The organism is Mycobacterium sp. (assembly GCF_035499775.1).
GTDB lineage: Bacteria > Actinomycetota > Actinomycetes > Mycobacteriales > Mycobacteriaceae > Mycobacterium.
This window is the reverse complement of sequence record NZ_DATJYB010000613.1, coordinates 1-16957: the sequence shown is the minus strand read 5'-3', so window position 1 is coordinate 16957 and position 16957 is coordinate 1. Positions and strand designations below refer to the sequence as shown.

The window sequence follows — 16957 nt, the reverse complement described above, 5'->3', positions numbered from 1 at the left end:
TCGCCATGGGGCGTGTACACGAATCGCGGGTGCGTCGCCCGTAGTTCTCCGGCGAATTTGTCCACTGCCTCGCGTCCGATCAGGACGGCGTCCGGAACGTAGAGCACGCAGTCGTCGGTGTAGAGCTGTTCGATCGCGGCGCGCCGGCGGACCGGATCACCCTGGCCGAACACCTGCTGAAGGTTGCGATGCATTAGTTCGGTAATTCGCTCAGGCGCAGTCATATCACGCTAAACGGACCGCGCGGTCCGATTTTATGCCGCTCCGGCTAGAAGACCCGCCGCGTCTTTAACGGCTGCGCTGAGTGACGACGTTGTTGTTTCCAGTCTTGTTGATCGTCGATGAGCCAGAGTGGTAGATCACGGTGTTGTCGTCGCCCAAAACGCTGATGATGTCGGCGCTGTCGACAGTGACATGATTCGCGCCGCCGAAGACCTCAAGCCTTTGACAGTGGCCGGTGATGGTGTAGGTGTTGTTGTCGCCGTCCAGCTTCAGGTGTCCGTTGTTGCAGTCGATCGTCTCCTTAGCGCCGCTGTTCATCGCTATGAGGTCTCCGTGCACGGTGTTGCCCGAGTCATGAGCCACGAACAACCCGATCGCGATCACGAACGGGACCGCACATATCAGCGCCAACCGCCTTGGCGACGTGATCGCAAGCTTGGCGAGACCTCGAAAACCCCGCGGTACGGTCTGCGGGCCAATGAATTGTCCACCGAATGGCGTGCCCAACGGTGCGCCGGAAGGCGGGGATGGCGGCGTGGAAGTCGGCGGGGATGGTGGCGGAGAAGGCGGCGGGGTTGGCGGCGGAGCAGGCGGCGGGCCGACCGCTGGGTCAGACTCCGCGTCGGACGGCCCGGGCACGGCCCCCTTTGACTGGCTGATCCGCCGCTCCAGGTCGCGGATGTACTGCTCGGGGTCCATCGCGTTCATCGCTGAATGACCCGTTTCACGCTGTGCAGCATGTTCATGGCAGGTTCCTTTCGCGTCTCCCATTCAGGAGCGCGCGGGGCCAGTTTCCCTCAGACTGCTTGCGAGATTCTTGCGGTCGCGGGAGCGTTACACGTCCAAGTCACGGCGCAGCTTGGCGACGTGGCCGGTGGCCTTGACGTTGTACTGGTCATTTTGTACGGGTTTTAGGTCGCCGGCCGGCGACACTAGGCTGCCACTCATGGCTGCACCCAAGCCAGCGGTGGTGCGTCCGGTCGGGCTGTGGGGTGCCGTCGCGATCGGCGTCGGCGGCATGGTCGGCGGCGGCATCTTCGCCGTTCTCGGTCTGTCGGTGCAGATCACCAAGGGTGGTGCGCCGTTGGCGTTTCTGCTAGCCGGGCTGGTGGCATTGCTGACCGCGCGCTCATATGCGCGTCTGTCGAAGGCCTACCCCAGTCGCGGCGGTACGGTGACCTTCCTCAACCGCACTTTTGGCGCCGGCCTGTTCTCCGGCGGGATTAACGTGCTGCTGTGGCTGAGCTACATCGTGATGCTGGCTCTATATTCCCAGGCGTTCGGCAGCTACGCGGCGAGTTTTCTGCCTGCGTCCACCCACACCTTGGACAAGCACGTATTCCTTACCGCAGCGATCGCGGTGATCACCGTGGTCAACATCACGGGCGCGTCCACCGTCGCCCGCGCCGAACGGGTGATCGTCGCAATCAAGATCGCGATCCTGGTGCTGTTCGTGACCGTCGGGTTGGCCGGAGTATCCGGCGACCGGCTCGCGCCCGCGCACTGGAGTGCTCCGGTGTCGCTGATCGCGGGCGGGATGATCATCTTCCTGGCCTATGAAGGCTTTGAATTGATCGCCAATGCTGCCGAGGACACCGCCGACCCTGCCCGCGTGCTCACGCGGGCCTACTACATTTCGGTGCTGTTCGTGATCGCGCTGTATGTCGCCGTGGCCGTAGTCTCGGTCGGGTCATGCCGCTGTCGACGCTGGTTAACGCGCGTGACTATGCGCTGGCCGAAGCCGCTCGACCCGCCCTGGGCGCTGCCGGGTTCGCGATGATCGGTGTCGCGGCAATGCTGTCGACCGCTTCGGCGATAAACGCCACCGTCTACGGCTCGGCCCGGATGACCTACACCATCGCAAAATCCCGCGAGCTGCCCGCGCAACTCGACCGACCGATTTGGCACCAGCCCCTAGAAGGGCTGCTGATCACCGCGGCAGCCACCGCCATCCTCGCCAACGCGCTCGACCTAGCCAGCATCTCCACCATGGGCAGCGCCGGGTTTCTCATCATCTTCGCCGCAGTCAACCTCGCCGAGGCCCAGACGGCTCGACGGCGGGGATCGGCCCCGTGGATCTCGGCGGCGGCCGCCGCCGCGTGCGTCGCGGCGTTGGCTGCGCTGGTCGCCGAGAGCAGCCTCGGATCGGTCAGCGTCTTTGCCGCGATGGTCGCATTGTCTTTCGGCATCGAGGCGACCTTCCGAAAAGTCAGCGGAAGAAACATTCATGCATAGGCGACTTGTCGACGCGTATCCGGCCGTGACGTCACTTGCCTGGCGGGAGACCATGGACAAGTTGAAACACCTGAAAGTCGACGTCATTTCGGGAGGATTCCATGATCGACGCGTTAGAAGGATTCGGTGACAACATCGGGGCGTTCGCATGCCATGGGCATGTCACGAAGGCCGATTACGAAACGGTGTTGATCCCGGCTATCGAGGAAAGGCTGAGCCGGCACGACAAGGTGCGGATCTACTACGAGATCGCGCCGGATTTCGCCGGCATCGATCCGGGAGCTGTGTGGGAGGACACCAAGGTGGGCTTCAGCCACTTCCTGCGCTGGGAACGTTTCGCGGTCGTCACCGATGTCGAGTGGATCACACACGCAGTCAAGCTATTCGGATTTCTGATGCCCGGGGAGTTTCGCGCGTTTCCGACCGCGCAGGCCACTCAGGCGCGCGAGTGGATTGCCCAAACCCAGCACTGAGACCACGGCGCGAAGATCCTGAGGTGCCTGCACCGGGTCAAGTTGACGGCGACCTCGTCGACACCAGGGGCTGCGCGGCAAGGCCGTGTGGACGGTATCTGAACACTAGGGCGAGGCCGGAGGACCCGGTTGAGCCGAGCCGCGACGGCCGACCGGACGGGGCCGTAAACCCCCGCGACGGCGAGCTTTTGGCACCGGCACCTGCTTTACCGCAGCTGGTTCTGGTGCGACCGTGGAGACAGGATTCGGAAGACCGCCTGCGCCGGTGCTCACCACCCGGGCTCCGGACCGTCGAGGCGTGGACGGTACAGGGAGGAGAAATGCTCGGTGGGTGATGCGGTCGATTTGGCGGCGGTGCCGCTGCCTCGCGCGTTGACAGAGCTGGACAGTTCACCACAGGGGTTGACAACGGCGCAGGCGCAATCGCGGTTGGCGCGGTACGGACCCAACGAGATCCCCGAGAAGCACCGCAACCCGGTGCTGGTCTTCTTGGGGTATTTTTGGTCGCCGATCCCGTGGATGATCGAGGCTGCGCTGGTGCTGTCGCTGCTCGTGGGCCACTGGACCGACGCGGTCATCATCGCGGTGTTGTTGGTGATGAACGGGGTGGTGGCCTTCGCCGAGGAGCATCAGGCGGCGGGCGCAATCGCCGCGCTGAAGCAGCGGCTGGCGACGACGGCGCGAGTGCTGCGCGACGGGAGCTGGGTTGGCGTGGCGGTGCGCGAGTTGGTCCCGGGGGACGTTGTGCGGGTCCGGTTGGGTGATATGGTGCCCGCCGATTTGCGGGTGCTCGACGACGTGTCGCTGGAGGTCGACCAGTCGGCACTGACCGGGGAATCGTTAGCGGTGACCCGCGGTGTCGGGGACGCGCTGTATTCAGGTTCGGTGCTGGTGCGCGGTGAGGGCGACGCGGTCGTGTATGCGACCGGGGCGTCGTCGTATATGGGGCGCACCACCGCCTTGGTCGAGAGTGCGGGCACGGTCAGCCATTTCCAGCGCGCGGTGCTGCGGATCGGCAACTACCTCATCGTGATCGCGGCGGTGTTGGTGACGTTGACCGTGGTGGTCTCGCTGGTCCGGGGTAATCCAGTGCTGCAGACTCTGGAGTTCGCGCTGGTGGTCACCATCGCCTCGGTTCCGGTGGCGTTGCCGGCGGTGTTGTCTGTGACGATGGCGGTCGGGGCGCGCAAGCTGGCGCATCAGCAGGCGGTGGTCAGCCATCTGCCCGCCGTCGAGGAACTGGGCGGCATCGACGTGTTGTGTTCGGACAAGACCGGAACCCTCACCCAGAACCGGCTCGCAGTGGCTGCCCGCTGGGCTGCACCTGGTGTTGCCGACGACCAACTGCTTATGGCGGCGGCGCTGGCCTCACGCGCCGAGGACCATGACCCGATCGACGTCGCCATCCTGGACCTCGTCGAGCGGCTTCCCGCGGTCCAGGTCCAGGAGTTCGCTCCGTTTGATCCGGTCGTCAAACGCACCGAAGCGACCCTGCTCCCCTCCGACGGGCAGCGGTTCAGGGTCAGCAAGGGCGCCCCGCAGGTGATCGCCGCGCTGTGCGACCAGGACGGAGCCGCAACCGAAGTCGACGCGGTCGTGCAACGCTTTGCCACCCATGGCCACCGGTCGCTGGGGGTTGCCCGCGCCGACGCCGACGGCCCGTGGCGGCTCTTGGGGGTGCTGGCGTTGGCCGACCCGCCCCGCGACGACTCGGCGGCAACCATCACGGCCGCACGCGATCAGGGCATCGACGTCAAGATGGTCACCGGCGATCAGGTCGCGATCGGCAAGGAAATCGCCCGTCAGGTCGGACTGGGTGATCACATCCTCGACGCAGCCGCACTCGACACCCACCAAGGGGACGGTGACCTGGGCGCTCGGGTCGAGGCCGTTGACGGGTTCGCCCAAGTGTTCCCCGAACACAAGTACCGCATCGTGCGTCTGCTGCAAGCCCGCGGACACATCGTCGGAATGACCGGCGACGGGGTCAACGATGCCCCCGCACTCAAACAGGCCGACGCCGGAATCGCCGTGGCCGGAGCTACCGACGCCGCCCGCGCCGCCGCCGACGTGGTTCTGCTGGCCGCCGGATTGTCGGTCATCGTGGCCGCGATCCACCAGGCCCGCGAAATCTTCGCCCGGATGACCAGTTACGCCACCTACCGCATCGCCGAAACCATCCGCGTGCTGCTGCTGATCACCCTGGCAATCGTGATCATGAACTTCTTCCCGGTCACCGCGATCATGATCGTGTTCCTCGCGCTACTTAACGACGGTGCCATCCTGGCAATCGCCTACGACAACGTGCGCGGCGCCACAAAACCCGCCGCCTGGGACATGCGCGGCGTCCTCACCCTGGCCAGCGCCCTGGGTCTGATGGGGGTGGCCGAAACCTTTCTGCTGTTCGCCCTCGCCGACAAGGTCTTCGGTCTGGACCACGACCTGATCCGTACCCTGATCTACCTCAAACTGTCGGTCTCCGGGCACCTGACCATCTTCGTCACCCGCACCCGCGGCCCGTTCTGGTCCCGTCCCGCACCCGCACGGATACTGCTCGCCGCGGTCATCGGAACCCAAACCATCGCGACCCTGATCGCCGTCTACGGTGCATTGATGACGCCACTGGGCTGGGGCTGGGCCTGCGTGGTATGGGTCTACGCGCTGTTCTGGTTCCTGATCGAAGACCGCGTCAAACTCGCCATCAACCGATGGCTGGATCGACACCCAGGCCACTCACACCACCAAGCAACAACCGAAGCCGCCCCGGCTACCCCGCAATGACGACAAGGACATCTCGCGGTACTTCTGGCACAACGGCAATACCAGCCTCGACCGCTATGTGGCCCTCTGAGTAGCTATCTTCTCGACCGGCAACCACTTACGTCGGTGATGAATGCAGCGAAGCTACCCGCTGCTGATTGGTTCGACACATGCTCACGACACCACCGGCATGGCCGGGGATACCGGCGGTGCTTGCAAAGGCCGCTCTAAAGGAGCGGAACCGTGGGGGCGACTAGTCGGAAGCCGTCACCTGCTTAATGATCTTCTGAATGAATGTTGTCGTATGTGCAGCCTTGACGTTGTACTGCGCGACGGCGATCTTGCCATTTTCGTCAACGACGAACGTGGACCGGATGACTCCCGTGACGGTCTTGCCGTACATCTGCTTCTCCCCGTAGGCGCCGTACGCCGACAGCACCTTGCGGTCCGGATCGGACAGTAGCGGGAACGTCAGCCCTTCGGCGTCACGGAACTTTGCCAGCTTCTCCGGCTTGTCGGGGGAGATGCCGACGACGTCGAGGCCGGCGTCGTTGAGGTCGTGAAGATTGTCGCGAAAGTCGCAGGCTTGTTTGGTGCAACCCGGGGTGGAGGCCGCCGGGTAGAAGTAGACGACGACGCGGCGTCGCTTGTAGTCGGCCAGCGACACCTTTTTGCCGTCCGCGTCGGGCAGGTTGAATGCAGGTGCCTTGTCGCCGGGGGCCAGCCGCGTGGTCTCGCTCAACTCGTTCCCTTTCTGTTCACCGGAGCGCCGGGGTCAATGCCAGCTGATCTAGGGTAGTTCGTCAGGTGCACCAGCCGACTTGGAGGACAGAAACGTGGCGGACCGGGACCCCGATGCCATCAAGCAGGAGATCGACGTCGCCCGCAACCAGCTGGCGGCCACCGTCGACTCGCTGGCTGAGCGTGCTAATCCCCGCCGTCTGGCCGACGATGTGAAGGCCCGGGTGCTCGAGTTCGTCAAAAAACCCGCGGTGACGATCTCACTGGCCGGGGCCGGGGCCGTCGTCGTCGTGGTGGTGGTGCACCGGATCAGGAATCGCTGACGGCACTGGCACTGCTCTGGACGTGCACCGGAATGTCATCGGCCCAGGGCTGGGCGTTGGCCATGTCGGCGACGTTGACGTAGCCTCGCTCGAACTCGCCCGTCGCCGCGTCGACGAGCTGGTACTCCTGTCGCTGGAGATGGATGGGCTGCGAGTCGAGAATCACCACCCGTACCTCGCCCGGCTCGAAGTCGCACCGCTCCTGTAGCGCCTCGATGAGGCACTCGTTGTGCATGTGCCCGTCGCCGAAGTTCCAGCCGAGAACCATCGCGCAGAGGTTTTCGCCCTCGCACAGGTTGTAGTCGTCCTCGTCGTACCCGGCCAGAGCGCGGTGCACCAGGGTATAGAGCGCGCGGCCGTGGGTGTTCATCCCGCGGAACGCAAAGGCGAGGTGAATCGGCACCAGGGTTTCTTCTTTGCTCTTGTACAACCGCTCGAGCTGCAGGTGGTACATCGGGCCGAGAGCGCGCGAGCCGACGCGGATCTTCTCGTCGGCCGACGGCTTGACGCACCACACCGTGGTGTCCCAGTTGCCGGCGTAGTATCGCATGCCGGGCAGGAAGGAAACCTTGCGCGGGAACAGGTTTCCGATGACGACGGTGCCGGCGACGACGGCGAACAGCACCGCGATCGGCAGCGGGTGGGTGGCACTGGACAGCCCCACCGGCGCGTGCGCGACGAACAACCACAGCACCCCGAAGATCATGAAGACGTTCCACTCCAACGGCACTCCCATCGGGAAGGCCAGCAGGATGTTCAGGTGGAACACGACCATCACGAACGCAGCGATGGCGGTCGGCCAGCCGCCGTGTGAGAACAACAGCGCCAGCGGCACCAGCCCTTCGACCGCGGTCGAGAAGTGCGCGATGAAGCCCGATAAAGCACTGGGCCGCAGGTCATCCGGATAGTGCCTGAACAACGACCGCTTGAGAATCCCCGACGGGATGAAGGGATTGTTCGCCAGCATCGTCGAAATCACAAACGGGAAGTGCCTGTTGAGCTTTGACGTCGCCGCGCCCAGCCAGATGACCATGAAGACCACCTTTGCGCCGACGACGATGTCGACACCGGAGAACAGGAACACCAGCGTCAGCGGAGCGTAGACCTCGCCGCGGGCGGCCAGGAAGATGATCTTGTCGCGCAGGCCGAGTACGGCCAGGACCGAGAGGATCGCGACGGGCTGCCACCGGGGTAGAACGCCAATCGCCGTGCCCAGAGCGGGAATTGGCCCGCTGCCGTCGGACACCAAAGCAATGACGAGCAACACCAGCAGGGCCGCGTACAGCAGGACCTCGAACGGAGTTCGGTTGGTGCCCTTGGTCAGCGGCAGTCGACCGGGCCAGGGAGGCAACCGGATGGTGCCGGGCCGCAGCCAGTACAGGGGCGAGCCGATCGGCGGGAAGTAGCGCCCGGCCAGCGGACCGAAGCAGCAACCGAGACCGACGACCTCGAACAGCATCGTGTAGAGCACGGCCTTCTGGAACACGATCGGTTCCGTCCACCACGCCGCGACGTCGGTGAAGCCGCCGATACCCTTGGTGGACCAGGCGAACAGCCAGGCGCCCAGGATGTAGAGCACGATCTTCACGCCGTACATCACCGGCATGATCAGCGGCGTGCCGAACCCGTTCTCGGCGATGTGGCGCATCATCGGAACCACCCGCTCGGCGCGCGTGCCCTTGCCCCACTCGGCGTCGACGACGGGCAGGTTGGGCTGGATGAAACCCATCGCAGCTCCTTCGACGAGGTGCGCCAATCGACGATCTTGGCAGTTGCTGGTGAGAAAACTACCTGCCCCGACGTCGCCGCAACAGGTCCATGTCGGCTCAGTGGGACACAATGTCGGCGTCCCCGTGGACCCTTGCTAGCCGGCCGCTACGAAACGCGTTGCGGCACTGCGGTTCAAAAAGGAAGTCCGGGTTTCAGGCGACGTCGGCGGCGCTCGACCAGGCCAGCGGATTGAGTTCGCGGAACGGGTCCTTCGCAGGGATGGCCAGCAGGTCGGTCAATATCGTCTCAAGAGATTGCTGCGCACGCTTCTTGACTGACGCCACCCACTCGTCTGCGGCTACTGCTTTCGGCTTGGCGGTATCGATCGGTTCACCGAAGTGCAGAGTGGGCCCGATGCCACGCATCAACGGCATCGCCATGTCGGCGTTGCCGGTCATTCTCGTGCTGATGGCCTGGCAGAGGCGGCCCACCGCGCTGTTACGGGTGACCAGGCTCTTGTAGAAATGTACATAACGCAATGATTATGTCAGCGCAATGATTGGCCGAACCCACCCCTTCTCGGATGCGATAATGGTTGTCGTTAACCAACTGTCATAGGCAGGATGCAGGGGCATGACCTCGGTGCGAAGTAGTCGGCCGTCCTCCGATCGACCGTCGGCTGACCAGATCGATGCCGTACTTCGCGCGTCTCGCGCACTGGTGGGCGTCGCGGCGGCGTCCATCGCGGACGCCGACGACGTGGTTACTCTGCCGCAATTTCGCGTCTTGGTCATGCTCCACACCCGTGGACCGCTGAACCTCGCCGCTGTGGCCGCGGGCTTGGAAGTCAATCCGTCGAACGCGAGCCGCACATGTGACCGGCTGTCGAAAGCGGGGCTCCTCGACCGTCGGGAGTTGCCACAAGATCGCCGGAACGTGACTCTGACGCTGACGGAGGCCGGTCGTCGACTGGTCGACAGCGTGACCAGGCATCGGCGTGTCGCCATCGAGCGGGTGCTGCGCAAGATGTCTGCGCCTGAGCGCGACCGGCTAGCCAAGGCCCTGAGTGCCTTCGCGACGGCCGCGGGAGAGCCTTCCGGCGACAACGTGCTCGCGCTCGGTTGGCATCTGACGAGCTAAACATTTAATTGCGCTAACGCAACGATTGCGAGTAGAGTAGTTTCCGCTGAGCGTGTAGTTGTTTGTTGCATAAGGGAAGACGCCAAATGAGGGTTGTGATTTGTGGGGCTGGCATCGCGGGGCTGACACTGGCTAACCGGTGCTCGGTGCTCGGTGCCGAGGTGGTGATGCTGGAGCGATCGCGGGGTCCGCGTCCCCAGGGCTACATGATCGACTTCTTCGGGCCCGGCCACGACACGGCCGACGCTATGGGTCTGCTGCCAGCCATCAAGGACGTGGCGTATCGCATCGAGGAAGCGAACCTCGTCGACGACCGGGGCCGCCGACGCGCGACTGCGCGACCGTCCCAGTTCACCGACGGACCGCTGCTCGACGTCATGCGGCCCGACCTCGAGCAGGTGCTGCGCGAGAACCTGCCGCCGGCGGTCGACCTGCGATTTGGCGTCAGCCCAGTCGCGATCTCCGACCATCGTGAGGCAGTGCGCGTCACCGTCGATGACGGGACGCAACTCGAGGCCGACCTCGTCGTGGGCGCTGACGGGCTGCACTCGGCTGTGCGGCGAATGACTTTTGGCGAGGAGTCAAACTTCCTACGCTACTTAGGCTTTCACACCGCCGCATTTTCGTTTGTCGATCCCGAACTCCACGCTGCGCTGCAGGGCCGGTTCTGTCTGACTGACACCGTCGATCGGCAGATGGGACTGTACGCGCTGAGGGATGGTCGCGTCGCCGTCTTCGCGGTGCACCGCGCCCCGGATCCCGCCCCGCCTGACGATGCCCGGGCAGCCGTGCGGGAAGTGTATAACGGCCTTAAATGGGTTGTGCCCCAGGTGCTTCGAGCCTGCCCGTCAGCCGACGAGATGTATTACGACCAGGTCGCTCAGACGGTGATGCCAAACTGGAGCAGAGGCAGGGTCACGCTGCTCGGCGATGCGTGTTACGCGGTGTCGTTGATTGCGGGTCAGGGCGCGTCGCTGGGCATGGCTGGCGCTTACGTGCTGGCTGACCAACTGGCCTCCGCGCCAACGGTCGACGAGGCGCTCGCCGGTTACGAGCGGCTGTGGCGCCCGGTGGCCGAAGAAAAGCAGGAGGTTGGCCGTTCAGCGGCGCATTGGTTCCTGCCGGCCTCGACCTGGCAGCTACTGATGCGGCACGTGATGTTGCGTGCGGCGCGACTGCCCTTCTTCGACCGTGTGATTCCGGCGACGCTGGTCGGTAAATCCAGCGCGTTGATTGTCGACTTGCACAGGGCGGGCACACGTCGGCTTCCCGAGACTCAACGGGAGGGAATTCGATGAGCTCGCTAAGTGTGCGTCAACCGGGCGCGGTGATGCGGGCGGTGTTCCGGGCGCCGATAAGGCTGTACGAAGCGGGCCTCGGCCGGCTTTTGCGTGAACGGTTCCTGTGCTTGACGCACGTCGGCCGCAAATCCGGGCGCCAATATCGCACCGTGCTCGAGGTCGTCGGGACCAATCCGACCGCGGGTGAGTTCATGGTGATCGCCGGCTTCGGTCCGTCGTCGGACTGGTACCGCAACATCGCGGCCAACCCAGCCTGCGAGGTCGTCGTAGGCCGTCACCGCTTTGTGCCCCGGCACCGCGTGCTTGACGAGGCCGAGGCCGTTGAGGTAATCGCGGACTACGAACGAAGAAATCGTTGGATCCTGCCGCTGGTGCGTTTCCTACTGAGCGAGCTGGTCGGGTGGCGCTACGACGGCAGCCAGGAGGCGCGAGAACGCTTGGTGTGTCAGCTTCCGGTGGTCGCATTCCGCCCACGAACCGAGCCAGGCGGAGTGGACCAATGAGGAAAACCGCATCGAGTTTGCCGACTGGTCCTCACTTGCCCGGGTGGGTCCAGGCCGCGCTGCTGCTCATGTTTTGGCCGCGCTTCGTGGGTGCGTGTGCGCGCCGCTACGGCAGCGTGTTCACGCTGCGGATCCCGGTCATGGGAACGCTGGTGTATCTGGCCGATCCCGCCGACATCAAGACGGTGTTTGCAGGGGACCCAAAGGTTTTCCATGCCGGCGAGGCGAACTCGATGTTGAGCGGGCTCGTTGGCGAGAGCTCCGTGTTGGTGATCGATGAAGACGTGCACCGGGATCGGCGCCGTCTAATGCTGGCGCCGTTTCATCGTGACGCCGTGTCGCGCCGAGCCGCGGTGATGGCCGAGATTGCGGCGGCGAACATCGCCGACTGGCCGGTCGATACAGAGTTCGCGGTGGCACCCAAGATGTCGCAAATCACGCTTGACGTGATCCTGCGGACGGTCGTTGGGGCTACCGATCTGGCGCGGCTCGCTGCGCTGCGAGAGATCCTGCCGCGGCTGCTCAACCTCGGCCCGTGGGCATCGCTTGCCGTCGTCAACCCGAAACTGAAGCGCCGCCGTCCGTGGCACGCACTGGGTCGCCGCCTCGAAATGACAAACCGGCTGCTGTATACCGAGATTGCCGAGCGTCGCGCCGATCCCGACCTGGCCGAGCGCAGCGACGTGCTCGCCATGCTGATTCGGGCTGGCGACGTCGGCGGACGCAAAATGACGGACGATGAACTGCGCGACCAGCTCATGACGTTGCTCGTCGCAGGGCACGACACGACCGCGACCGGCCTGTCGTGGGCGTTGGAGCGGCTGACCCGCCACCCGGCCGTACTGGCGAAGGCGGTGCGGGCGGCCGAGGCGAGCGCCGCGGGTGACGCGGCCGGCGACGAATATCTCGACGCGGTGGCTAAGGAGACGTTGCGGATTCGTCCGGTGGTGTTCGACGTTGGTCGGGTTCTGACCGAGCCGGTCGAGTTGGCCGGCTGCCGGCTACCCGCCGGGTTGATGGTCGTCCCGGGGATTGGGCTGGTGCACGCGAGCGCTAAGCAATACCCGGACCCGGACCGGTTCGACCCGGACCGGATGCTGGGCGCTGCGCTGAATCCGACGACGTGGTTGCCGTTTGGCGGCGGCAACCGCCGCTGCCTGGGTGCGGCTTTCGCGATGGTCGAGATGCGCGTCGTGCTGCGTGAGGTGCTGCTGCGGGTCGAGTTGAGCACAACCACGGCTGCCGATGAACGGCAGAAGCTGAAGCACGTCACGCTCGTGCCGCACCGCGGCGCACGCATCCGGGTGCGATCGTCATGTCTGCGGCGGGTCATCCCTGCCGGCGGTGCCATCGGTCCAGCAGTGCAGGGAGCTCGGCGAGTAGAAAGTCGTAGAAGTCACGCATCTGCGTGAGCCGTTGCCGTGCTTGGCTTTTCGGATTTGTAGCCGCAATGCCGGCGTCGGCGCCCTTCTGCATCGCTGCGATCACGTCGTTCCTGTTGGTGTAGAGAACCCCCAGGCGTTGTCGCGCAGCCGGTCACCAAGCTCACCCGTGGTGATCGTGGGCCGCTCGGCGAACAACAGCGCGGCAATGACACGCGCGGTCGTGCGTTGCAGCAAGTGGTTCGGGAGGACGAGGGCGAGCCGCTTCGCTGCCGTAGTTGGTCCTCGGTCATGCCGATAATTTCTGAAAATTCAGTATATTGGTGCTCGGCGCGCCGGGAAGTCTGGTCGGCAGGTGGTATCCGACCTTGCGCGGTGACGGCCGTCCCTCCGCGCTCGACCCGGAAGGGGGCCGAGCGGCCCATGGAATCCCTTGTGCGGACGGCAACGAATGGGCCAATCGACGTGATCCGCGTTCGCGGCCTCACCTTCAGCTACCCCAAGGCATCTCGGCCGGCGGTGCGGGGTATGGACTTCACCGTCGGCCCCGGCGAGATCTTCGGATTCCTGGGTCCCAGCGGGGCGGGCAAGTCCACCACCCAGAAGATCCTCATCGGCCTGCTGCGCGGCCACGGGGGCGAGGCCGCGGTGTGGGGCAAGGACCCGCTTGCCTGGGGATCCGACTACTACCAGCACATCGGGGTCTCGTTCGAGCTGCCCAACCACTATCAGAAGCTCACCGGCATCGAGAACCTGCGGTTTTTCGCGTCGCTGTACGACCGCGCGACGCTGAACCCGATGACACTGCTGGACGCGGTCGGCCTGGCCGACGACGCCTGCACGCGAGTTGGCAAGTACTCCAAGGGAATGCAGATGCGGCTGACTTTCGCTCGGGCCCTCATCAACGACCCGGAGTTGCTGTTCCTTGACGAGCCCACGTCGGGGCTGGACCCGGTGAACGCGCGCAAGGTAAAGAACATGATCCTGGACCTGAAGGCACGCGGGCGCACGGTTTTCTTGACCACCCACGACATGGCCACCGCCGACGAGCTGTGCGACCGGGTGGCGTTCGTCGTCGACGGCCTCATCGTCGCACTGGACAGCCCCGCGGAGTTGAAGCTGGCCCGCAGCGATCGGCTCGTGCGTGTCGAGTTCCGCGGGGACGACAGCAGGCTCGAGGCCGTCGAGTTCGACATGGACGGCCTCGACGAGGACCCGGTGTTTCACGAGCTGCTGCGCAGCCGTCACATCGAAACCATTCACAGCCGCGAAGCCAGCCTCGATGACGTCTTCGTGGAGACCACCGGACGGCGGCTGTCATGAGGCGATTGGCGAGTGCGCTGCGGCTGGAGCTGACGTTGCAGGTGCGCCAGCGCTTCCTGCACGCGGCGACATTCTCCGGACTGATCTGGCTTGGGGTCCTGCTGCCGATGCCGCGCAGCCTGCGCCCGGTCGCCGAGCCTTACATCCTGTTGGGCGACATCGCAATCATCGGGTTCTTCTTTGTCGCGGGCACGGTGTTCTTCGAGAAGCAGGAACGCACCCTCGGCGCGGTCATCTCAACCCCGCTGCGGTTCTGGGAATACTTGATGGCGAAACTGACTCTGTTGGTGGTGATTTCGCTGTCGGTGGCAATGGTAGTGGCCACGATCGCCCACGGTTTCGGCTACCGCGTGGCGCCGTTGGTACTGGGGATGGTGCTCGGGACGCTGCTGATGCTTCTGGTCGGGTTCGCCACATCGCTGCCGTTCGGCTCAATCAGTGACTGGTTCCTGATGGCGACGATCCCGTTGGCGGTGATGGACCTGCCCGTGCTGTCTTACTCGGGGGTGTGGCCGAATCCATTGCTGTATCTGGTGCCGACGAACGGGCCGTTGCTCTTGCTTGGGCAGGCATTCGGTCAGGTGATGTTGACGCCGTGGCAGGTGGGGTATGCGCTGGCCTATCCCGCCGCGTGGGTGGCGGTGTTGTGCTGGGTGGCCAAGACGATGTTCGGCCACTACATCGTCGCGAGGTCGGGAGGCCTGTGATGGTAGCGAAGTCGAGAGTCAGGGCGCTAGTTGCACTCGGGCGCAACGATCTTCGCGGCACCTACCGCGATCCGCTACTGGTGATGATCGTTGTCGCACCGGTGATTTGGACCAGCGGAGTGGCGCTGTTGACGCCGCGGTTCACCCGGATGCTCGCGGACCGGTACGGGTTCGACCTAGTGCCCTACTACCCGTTGATTCTCACCGCGTTCCTGCTGCTGACGAGCATCATCATCGCCGGCGGCCTGGCCGCGTTCCTGGTGTTGGACGAGGTCGACGCCGGCACGCTGACCGCACTGCGGGTAACTCCGGTGCGGCTGTCGACGTTCTTTGGATACCGCGCTGCGACGGTCATTGTGGTGACGACGGTGTATGTGGTCGCGACCATTTCTTTCAGCGGGATCCTGCGGCCGGGGGTATGCCTGGCGCTGATCCCGATTGGACTGCTGGCCGGGTTGTCGGCGGTAGTGACGCTGTTGCTCATTGTGGCGTTGGCCAGCAACAAGATTCAGGGTTTGGCGGCGGTGCGCGTGCTCGGGATGCTCATCGCGGGGCTGCCGTGCCTACCGTGGTTTATCGACTCGCCGTGGAACCTCGCCTTCGGAGTGCTCCCGCCGTACTGGGCGGCAAAGGCGTTCTGGATGGCCAGCGACCAGGGCACCTGGTGGCCGTACCTTGTCGGCGGTGTGGTCTACAACCTGGTCGTCGGGTGGCCGCTTTTTCGGCGGTTCCTTGCCAAGAACACATGACGGGTTCTGTCACTTCATCCATTCAATCGCTTGGTCGCGGTCCAAGGCAGGTTTGGTCGTGCTATTAGCATCCGAAGACTCCGTCACCACGGCGTCGAGTGAGGTGCTGTGGCCCACCGGCGGGGGCAACCGCGTGCACCGAGACCAAGGAGCGCTGGCGCTGGCACCCGCCGAAAAGGTGGTGGTGGTTAGTGCGGCGAGTAGGGGCTGGCGATTCTGCGGCCGGCCGAGATGCCGACGTAGTACTCAGTTCGGCGATCGCGGCGGCGGAGCTGCGCGCCGTTGGTTACCTCGGTATTGCCGCTACTGTGCCTGCTCGGGCTGTCCAGCGGAGATTTCGTGCCGGCATCACCAAGGGCAAACTGCTGGAACGGCGCCCCTTCGCGTCGGGCTTGCGCAAACCAATCATGATTGCACTACGCAATAGTTGTAGTAGGGGTTGATACTAGAGCTTATGGTCTGCCGAAGACTAGGATCGGCCACCCCGGCTGCCCGGCGGGCGGTCATTGCCGCCGTACCCGCCGCCGCCCATGATGAGCCACAGGAAGGCTGGGATCGTGCAGGTCACCAGGCATGTACAACCGCCGACCGGATTGAGCCGCATCCTGTTCCGAGTGCCGATCTACAGCTACCGGGCAGGCCGGGAGCGGATGTTGGAGAATCGCATCTAGCTCCTTCATCACATCGGACGAGTGTCCGCGAAAGAACGTCAAGCGGTCCTTGAAGTTGTCGAACACGATTCTGCCGATGACAGCTTTGTCGTCGCGTCCGGATGGGGGCGACCGCCGCATGGTATCGAAACGTCGCACACAAGCCCGACGTCACGATCGAGGTGGGAAGAAGGACCTTACCGGTGAGGGCGATGACGCTCACCGAGGACGAAGGTGCGGAAACCTTTGCCGGATATGCGATGAAACGCCCGATGGCTGCGAAATTTCTGCTGCCTCGGGTGCTGGGTTTCTCGGTCGATGGCTCAGAAGCCGACTTGCGGGCGGTCGGGCGGCAACTGTCATTCATACCCTCGTCCCACGTTCCCGAGTAGCCGGACATTCCTGCGATGCCGAATGTGAACCCAGCCTAAGCGGACAATCCCGTTGGTCGTCTGTGAAGGGATGAGTGTGGGGAAAGGTATGAAGCACTAGCTCGTTCTTTGACCGAGTGGCGGTGAGGGCAGCACCGCGCGAGGAGCTACACTTCCCACCCGGGCGGCCTGGTGAATTGGCGGGTGCGCGCGCTTCCGGAGTCGGCTGCAATCGCTACCTGGTATCCGAAAACCATTGAGCAGAATAGTAATACGGCTGTTGGATGTCCGTGATCCTGGTGCGTCGAGGCTCGGGTGTTCGGCGGCCAGCTCGCGCAGCATCAAATGAATCATGTTGCTAATAACA

The 16957-nt window shown here is 64.4% G+C and carries 17 protein-coding genes and 3 pseudogenes; 14 read left to right on the top strand and 6 right to left on the bottom strand.

Annotated elements, in window-relative coordinates; all coding sequences use genetic code 11:
• Both VML93_RS36890 and VML93_RS36885 read right to left on the bottom strand, forming a co-directional pair.
• Positions 1-194: pseudogene (locus tag VML93_RS36890) on the bottom strand (nuclear transport factor 2 family protein); the annotation flags it as partial.
• A gap of 94 nt (positions 195-288) precedes the next feature.
• Positions 289-930, bottom strand: coding sequence for a DUF3060 domain-containing protein (locus tag VML93_RS36885; protein ID WP_325618560.1), 642 nt, complete (start codon positions 928-930; stop codon positions 289-291).
• A 238-nt stretch (positions 931-1168) separates the two neighbouring features.
• Between VML93_RS36885 and VML93_RS36880 the strand changes: the two genes are divergently transcribed.
• The 4 genes from VML93_RS36880 (at position 1169) to VML93_RS36865 (ending at position 5711) form a co-directional block, all read left to right on the top strand.
• Entirely contained in the window at positions 1169-2002 is an 834-nt protein-coding gene (locus VML93_RS36880) for an APC family permease (protein ID WP_325618558.1), read from the top strand.
• Complete coding sequence (locus tag VML93_RS36875) at positions 1915-2457, top strand: hypothetical protein (protein WP_325618564.1); 543 nt, start codon at positions 1915-1917, stop codon at positions 2455-2457. Before VML93_RS36880 ends, VML93_RS36875 begins: the two co-directional genes overlap by 88 nt.
• Before the next feature lie 101 nt (positions 2458-2558).
• The gene (locus VML93_RS36870; RefSeq protein WP_325618556.1) at positions 2559-2930 is read left to right on the top strand and encodes an STAS/SEC14 domain-containing protein; all 372 of its coding nucleotides are present in this window, start codon (positions 2559-2561) and stop codon (positions 2928-2930) included.
• A gap of 327 nt (positions 2931-3257) precedes the next feature.
• Positions 3258-5711: a plasma-membrane proton-efflux P-type ATPase gene (locus VML93_RS36865; RefSeq protein ID WP_325618554.1), complete on the top strand. Its 2454-nt coding sequence runs from the start codon at positions 3258-3260 to the stop codon at positions 5709-5711.
• Between the two features lie 232 nt (positions 5712-5943).
• Here VML93_RS36865 and bcp read toward each other — a convergent pair whose 3' ends face one another.
• Positions 5944-6432 carry a thioredoxin-dependent thiol peroxidase gene (gene bcp, locus VML93_RS36860; protein WP_325618552.1) on the bottom strand — a complete coding sequence of 163 codons (489 nt, stop codon included), beginning with the start codon at positions 6430-6432 and terminating at the stop codon, positions 5944-5946.
• Positions 6433-6526: 94 nt separating this feature from the next.
• Here bcp and VML93_RS36855 point away from each other — a divergent pair, with 94 nt between their 5' ends.
• A complete protein-coding gene (locus tag VML93_RS36855; RefSeq protein WP_325618550.1) occupies positions 6527-6754 on the top strand; it encodes a DUF3618 domain-containing protein in 228 nt (75 codons plus the stop codon).
• On the opposite strand, the gene VML93_RS36850 is transcribed toward VML93_RS36855, so the two are convergent.
• Complete coding sequence (locus VML93_RS36850; protein WP_325618549.1) at positions 6741-8483, bottom strand: DUF3556 domain-containing protein; 1743 nt, start codon at positions 8481-8483, stop codon at positions 6741-6743. The two genes, VML93_RS36855 and VML93_RS36850, sit on opposite strands and share 14 nt — an antisense overlap.
• 193 nt (positions 8484-8676) lie before the next feature.
• Positions 8677-8922 carry a hypothetical protein gene (locus tag VML93_RS36845; RefSeq protein WP_325618547.1) on the bottom strand — a complete coding sequence of 82 codons (246 nt, stop codon included), beginning with the start codon at positions 8920-8922 and terminating at the stop codon, positions 8677-8679.
• 175 nt (positions 8923-9097) lie between these two features.
• Between VML93_RS36845 and VML93_RS36840 the strand changes: the two genes are divergently transcribed.
• The 4 genes from VML93_RS36840 (at position 9098) to VML93_RS36825 (ending at position 12820) form a co-directional block, all read left to right on the top strand.
• Positions 9098-9604, top strand: a complete 507-nt coding sequence (locus tag VML93_RS36840) for a MarR family transcriptional regulator (protein ID WP_325618545.1) — start codon at positions 9098-9100, stop codon at positions 9602-9604.
• A gap of 86 nt (positions 9605-9690) precedes the next feature.
• Positions 9691-10902 carry an FAD-dependent monooxygenase gene (locus VML93_RS36835; protein WP_325618543.1) on the top strand — a complete coding sequence of 404 codons (1212 nt, stop codon included), beginning with the start codon at positions 9691-9693 and terminating at the stop codon, positions 10900-10902.
• On the top strand, positions 10899-11408 hold the full coding sequence (locus VML93_RS36830; RefSeq protein WP_325618541.1) for a nitroreductase family deazaflavin-dependent oxidoreductase: 510 nt from the start codon (positions 10899-10901) through the stop codon (positions 11406-11408). The genes VML93_RS36835 and VML93_RS36830 overlap by 4 nt, the downstream gene beginning before the upstream one ends.
• Complete coding sequence (locus VML93_RS36825) at positions 11405-12820, top strand: cytochrome P450 (RefSeq protein WP_325618539.1); 1416 nt, start codon at positions 11405-11407, stop codon at positions 12818-12820. The genes VML93_RS36830 and VML93_RS36825 overlap by 4 nt, the downstream gene beginning before the upstream one ends.
• Here the strand turns inward: VML93_RS36825 and VML93_RS36820 are convergent.
• A pseudogene (locus VML93_RS36820) lies at positions 12738-13102 on the bottom strand (MarR family transcriptional regulator). The gene VML93_RS36825 and the pseudogene VML93_RS36820 overlap by 83 nt on opposite strands.
• A 111-nt stretch (positions 13103-13213) precedes the next feature.
• Between VML93_RS36820 and VML93_RS36815 the strand changes: the two are divergent.
• The 5 genes and pseudogenes from VML93_RS36815 to VML93_RS38795 all read left to right on the top strand — a co-directional run bounded on the left by VML93_RS36815 (position 13214) and on the right by VML93_RS38795 (position 16611).
• A complete protein-coding gene (locus tag VML93_RS36815) occupies positions 13214-14113 on the top strand; it encodes an ABC transporter ATP-binding protein (RefSeq protein WP_325618537.1) in 900 nt (299 codons plus the stop codon).
• On the top strand, positions 14110-14820 hold the full coding sequence (locus VML93_RS36810; RefSeq protein ID WP_325618535.1) for a fluoroquinolone transporter permease: 711 nt from the start codon (positions 14110-14112) through the stop codon (positions 14818-14820). Before VML93_RS36815 ends, VML93_RS36810 begins: the two co-directional genes overlap by 4 nt.
• A complete protein-coding gene (locus VML93_RS36805) occupies positions 14820-15569 on the top strand; it encodes an ABC transporter permease (RefSeq protein WP_325618533.1) in 750 nt (249 codons plus the stop codon). The genes VML93_RS36810 and VML93_RS36805 overlap by 1 nt, the downstream gene beginning before the upstream one ends.
• 772 nt (positions 15570-16341) lie before the next feature.
• Positions 16342-16416: pseudogene (locus VML93_RS38800) on the top strand (nitroreductase family deazaflavin-dependent oxidoreductase); the annotation flags it as partial.
• Between the two features lie 15 nt (positions 16417-16431).
• The gene (locus VML93_RS38795) at positions 16432-16611 is read left to right on the top strand and encodes a hypothetical protein (RefSeq protein WP_414686543.1); all 180 of its coding nucleotides are present in this window, start codon (positions 16432-16434) and stop codon (positions 16609-16611) included.
• Positions 16612-16957 lie beyond the last annotated feature (346 nt).

Bases quoted from the DNA above. Each gene is read 5' to 3' on its own strand.
- VML93_RS36885 (WP_325618560.1), bottom strand. From the start codon at position 930: ATGAACGCGATGGACCCCGAGCAGTACATCCGCGACCTGGAGCGGCGG.
- VML93_RS36880 (WP_325618558.1), top strand. From the start codon at position 1,169: ATGGCTGCACCCAAGCCAGCGGTGGTGCGTCCGGTCGGGCTGTGGGGT.
- VML93_RS36875 (WP_325618564.1), top strand. From the start codon at position 1,915: ATGCCGCTGTCGACGCTGGTTAACGCGCGTGACTATGCGCTGGCCGAA.
- VML93_RS36870 (WP_325618556.1), top strand. From the start codon at position 2,559: ATGATCGACGCGTTAGAAGGATTCGGTGACAACATCGGGGCGTTCGCA.
- VML93_RS36850 (WP_325618549.1), bottom strand. From the start codon at position 8,483: ATGGGTTTCATCCAGCCCAACCTGCCCGTCGTCGACGCCGAGTGGGGC.
- VML93_RS36845 (WP_325618547.1), bottom strand. From the start codon at position 8,922: ATGACCGGCAACGCCGACATGGCGATGCCGTTGATGCGTGGCATCGGG.
- VML93_RS36840 (WP_325618545.1), top strand. From the start codon at position 9,098: ATGACCTCGGTGCGAAGTAGTCGGCCGTCCTCCGATCGACCGTCGGCT.
- VML93_RS36835 (WP_325618543.1), top strand. From the start codon at position 9,691: ATGAGGGTTGTGATTTGTGGGGCTGGCATCGCGGGGCTGACACTGGCT.
- VML93_RS36830 (WP_325618541.1), top strand. From the start codon at position 10,899: ATGAGCTCGCTAAGTGTGCGTCAACCGGGCGCGGTGATGCGGGCGGTG.
- VML93_RS36825 (WP_325618539.1), top strand. From the start codon at position 11,405: ATGAGGAAAACCGCATCGAGTTTGCCGACTGGTCCTCACTTGCCCGGG.
- VML93_RS36815 (WP_325618537.1), top strand. From the start codon at position 13,214: ATGGAATCCCTTGTGCGGACGGCAACGAATGGGCCAATCGACGTGATC.
- VML93_RS36810 (WP_325618535.1), top strand. From the start codon at position 14,110: ATGAGGCGATTGGCGAGTGCGCTGCGGCTGGAGCTGACGTTGCAGGTG.
- VML93_RS36805 (WP_325618533.1), top strand. From the start codon at position 14,820: ATGGTAGCGAAGTCGAGAGTCAGGGCGCTAGTTGCACTCGGGCGCAAC.
- VML93_RS38795 (WP_414686543.1), top strand. From the start codon at position 16,432: ATGACGCTCACCGAGGACGAAGGTGCGGAAACCTTTGCCGGATATGCG.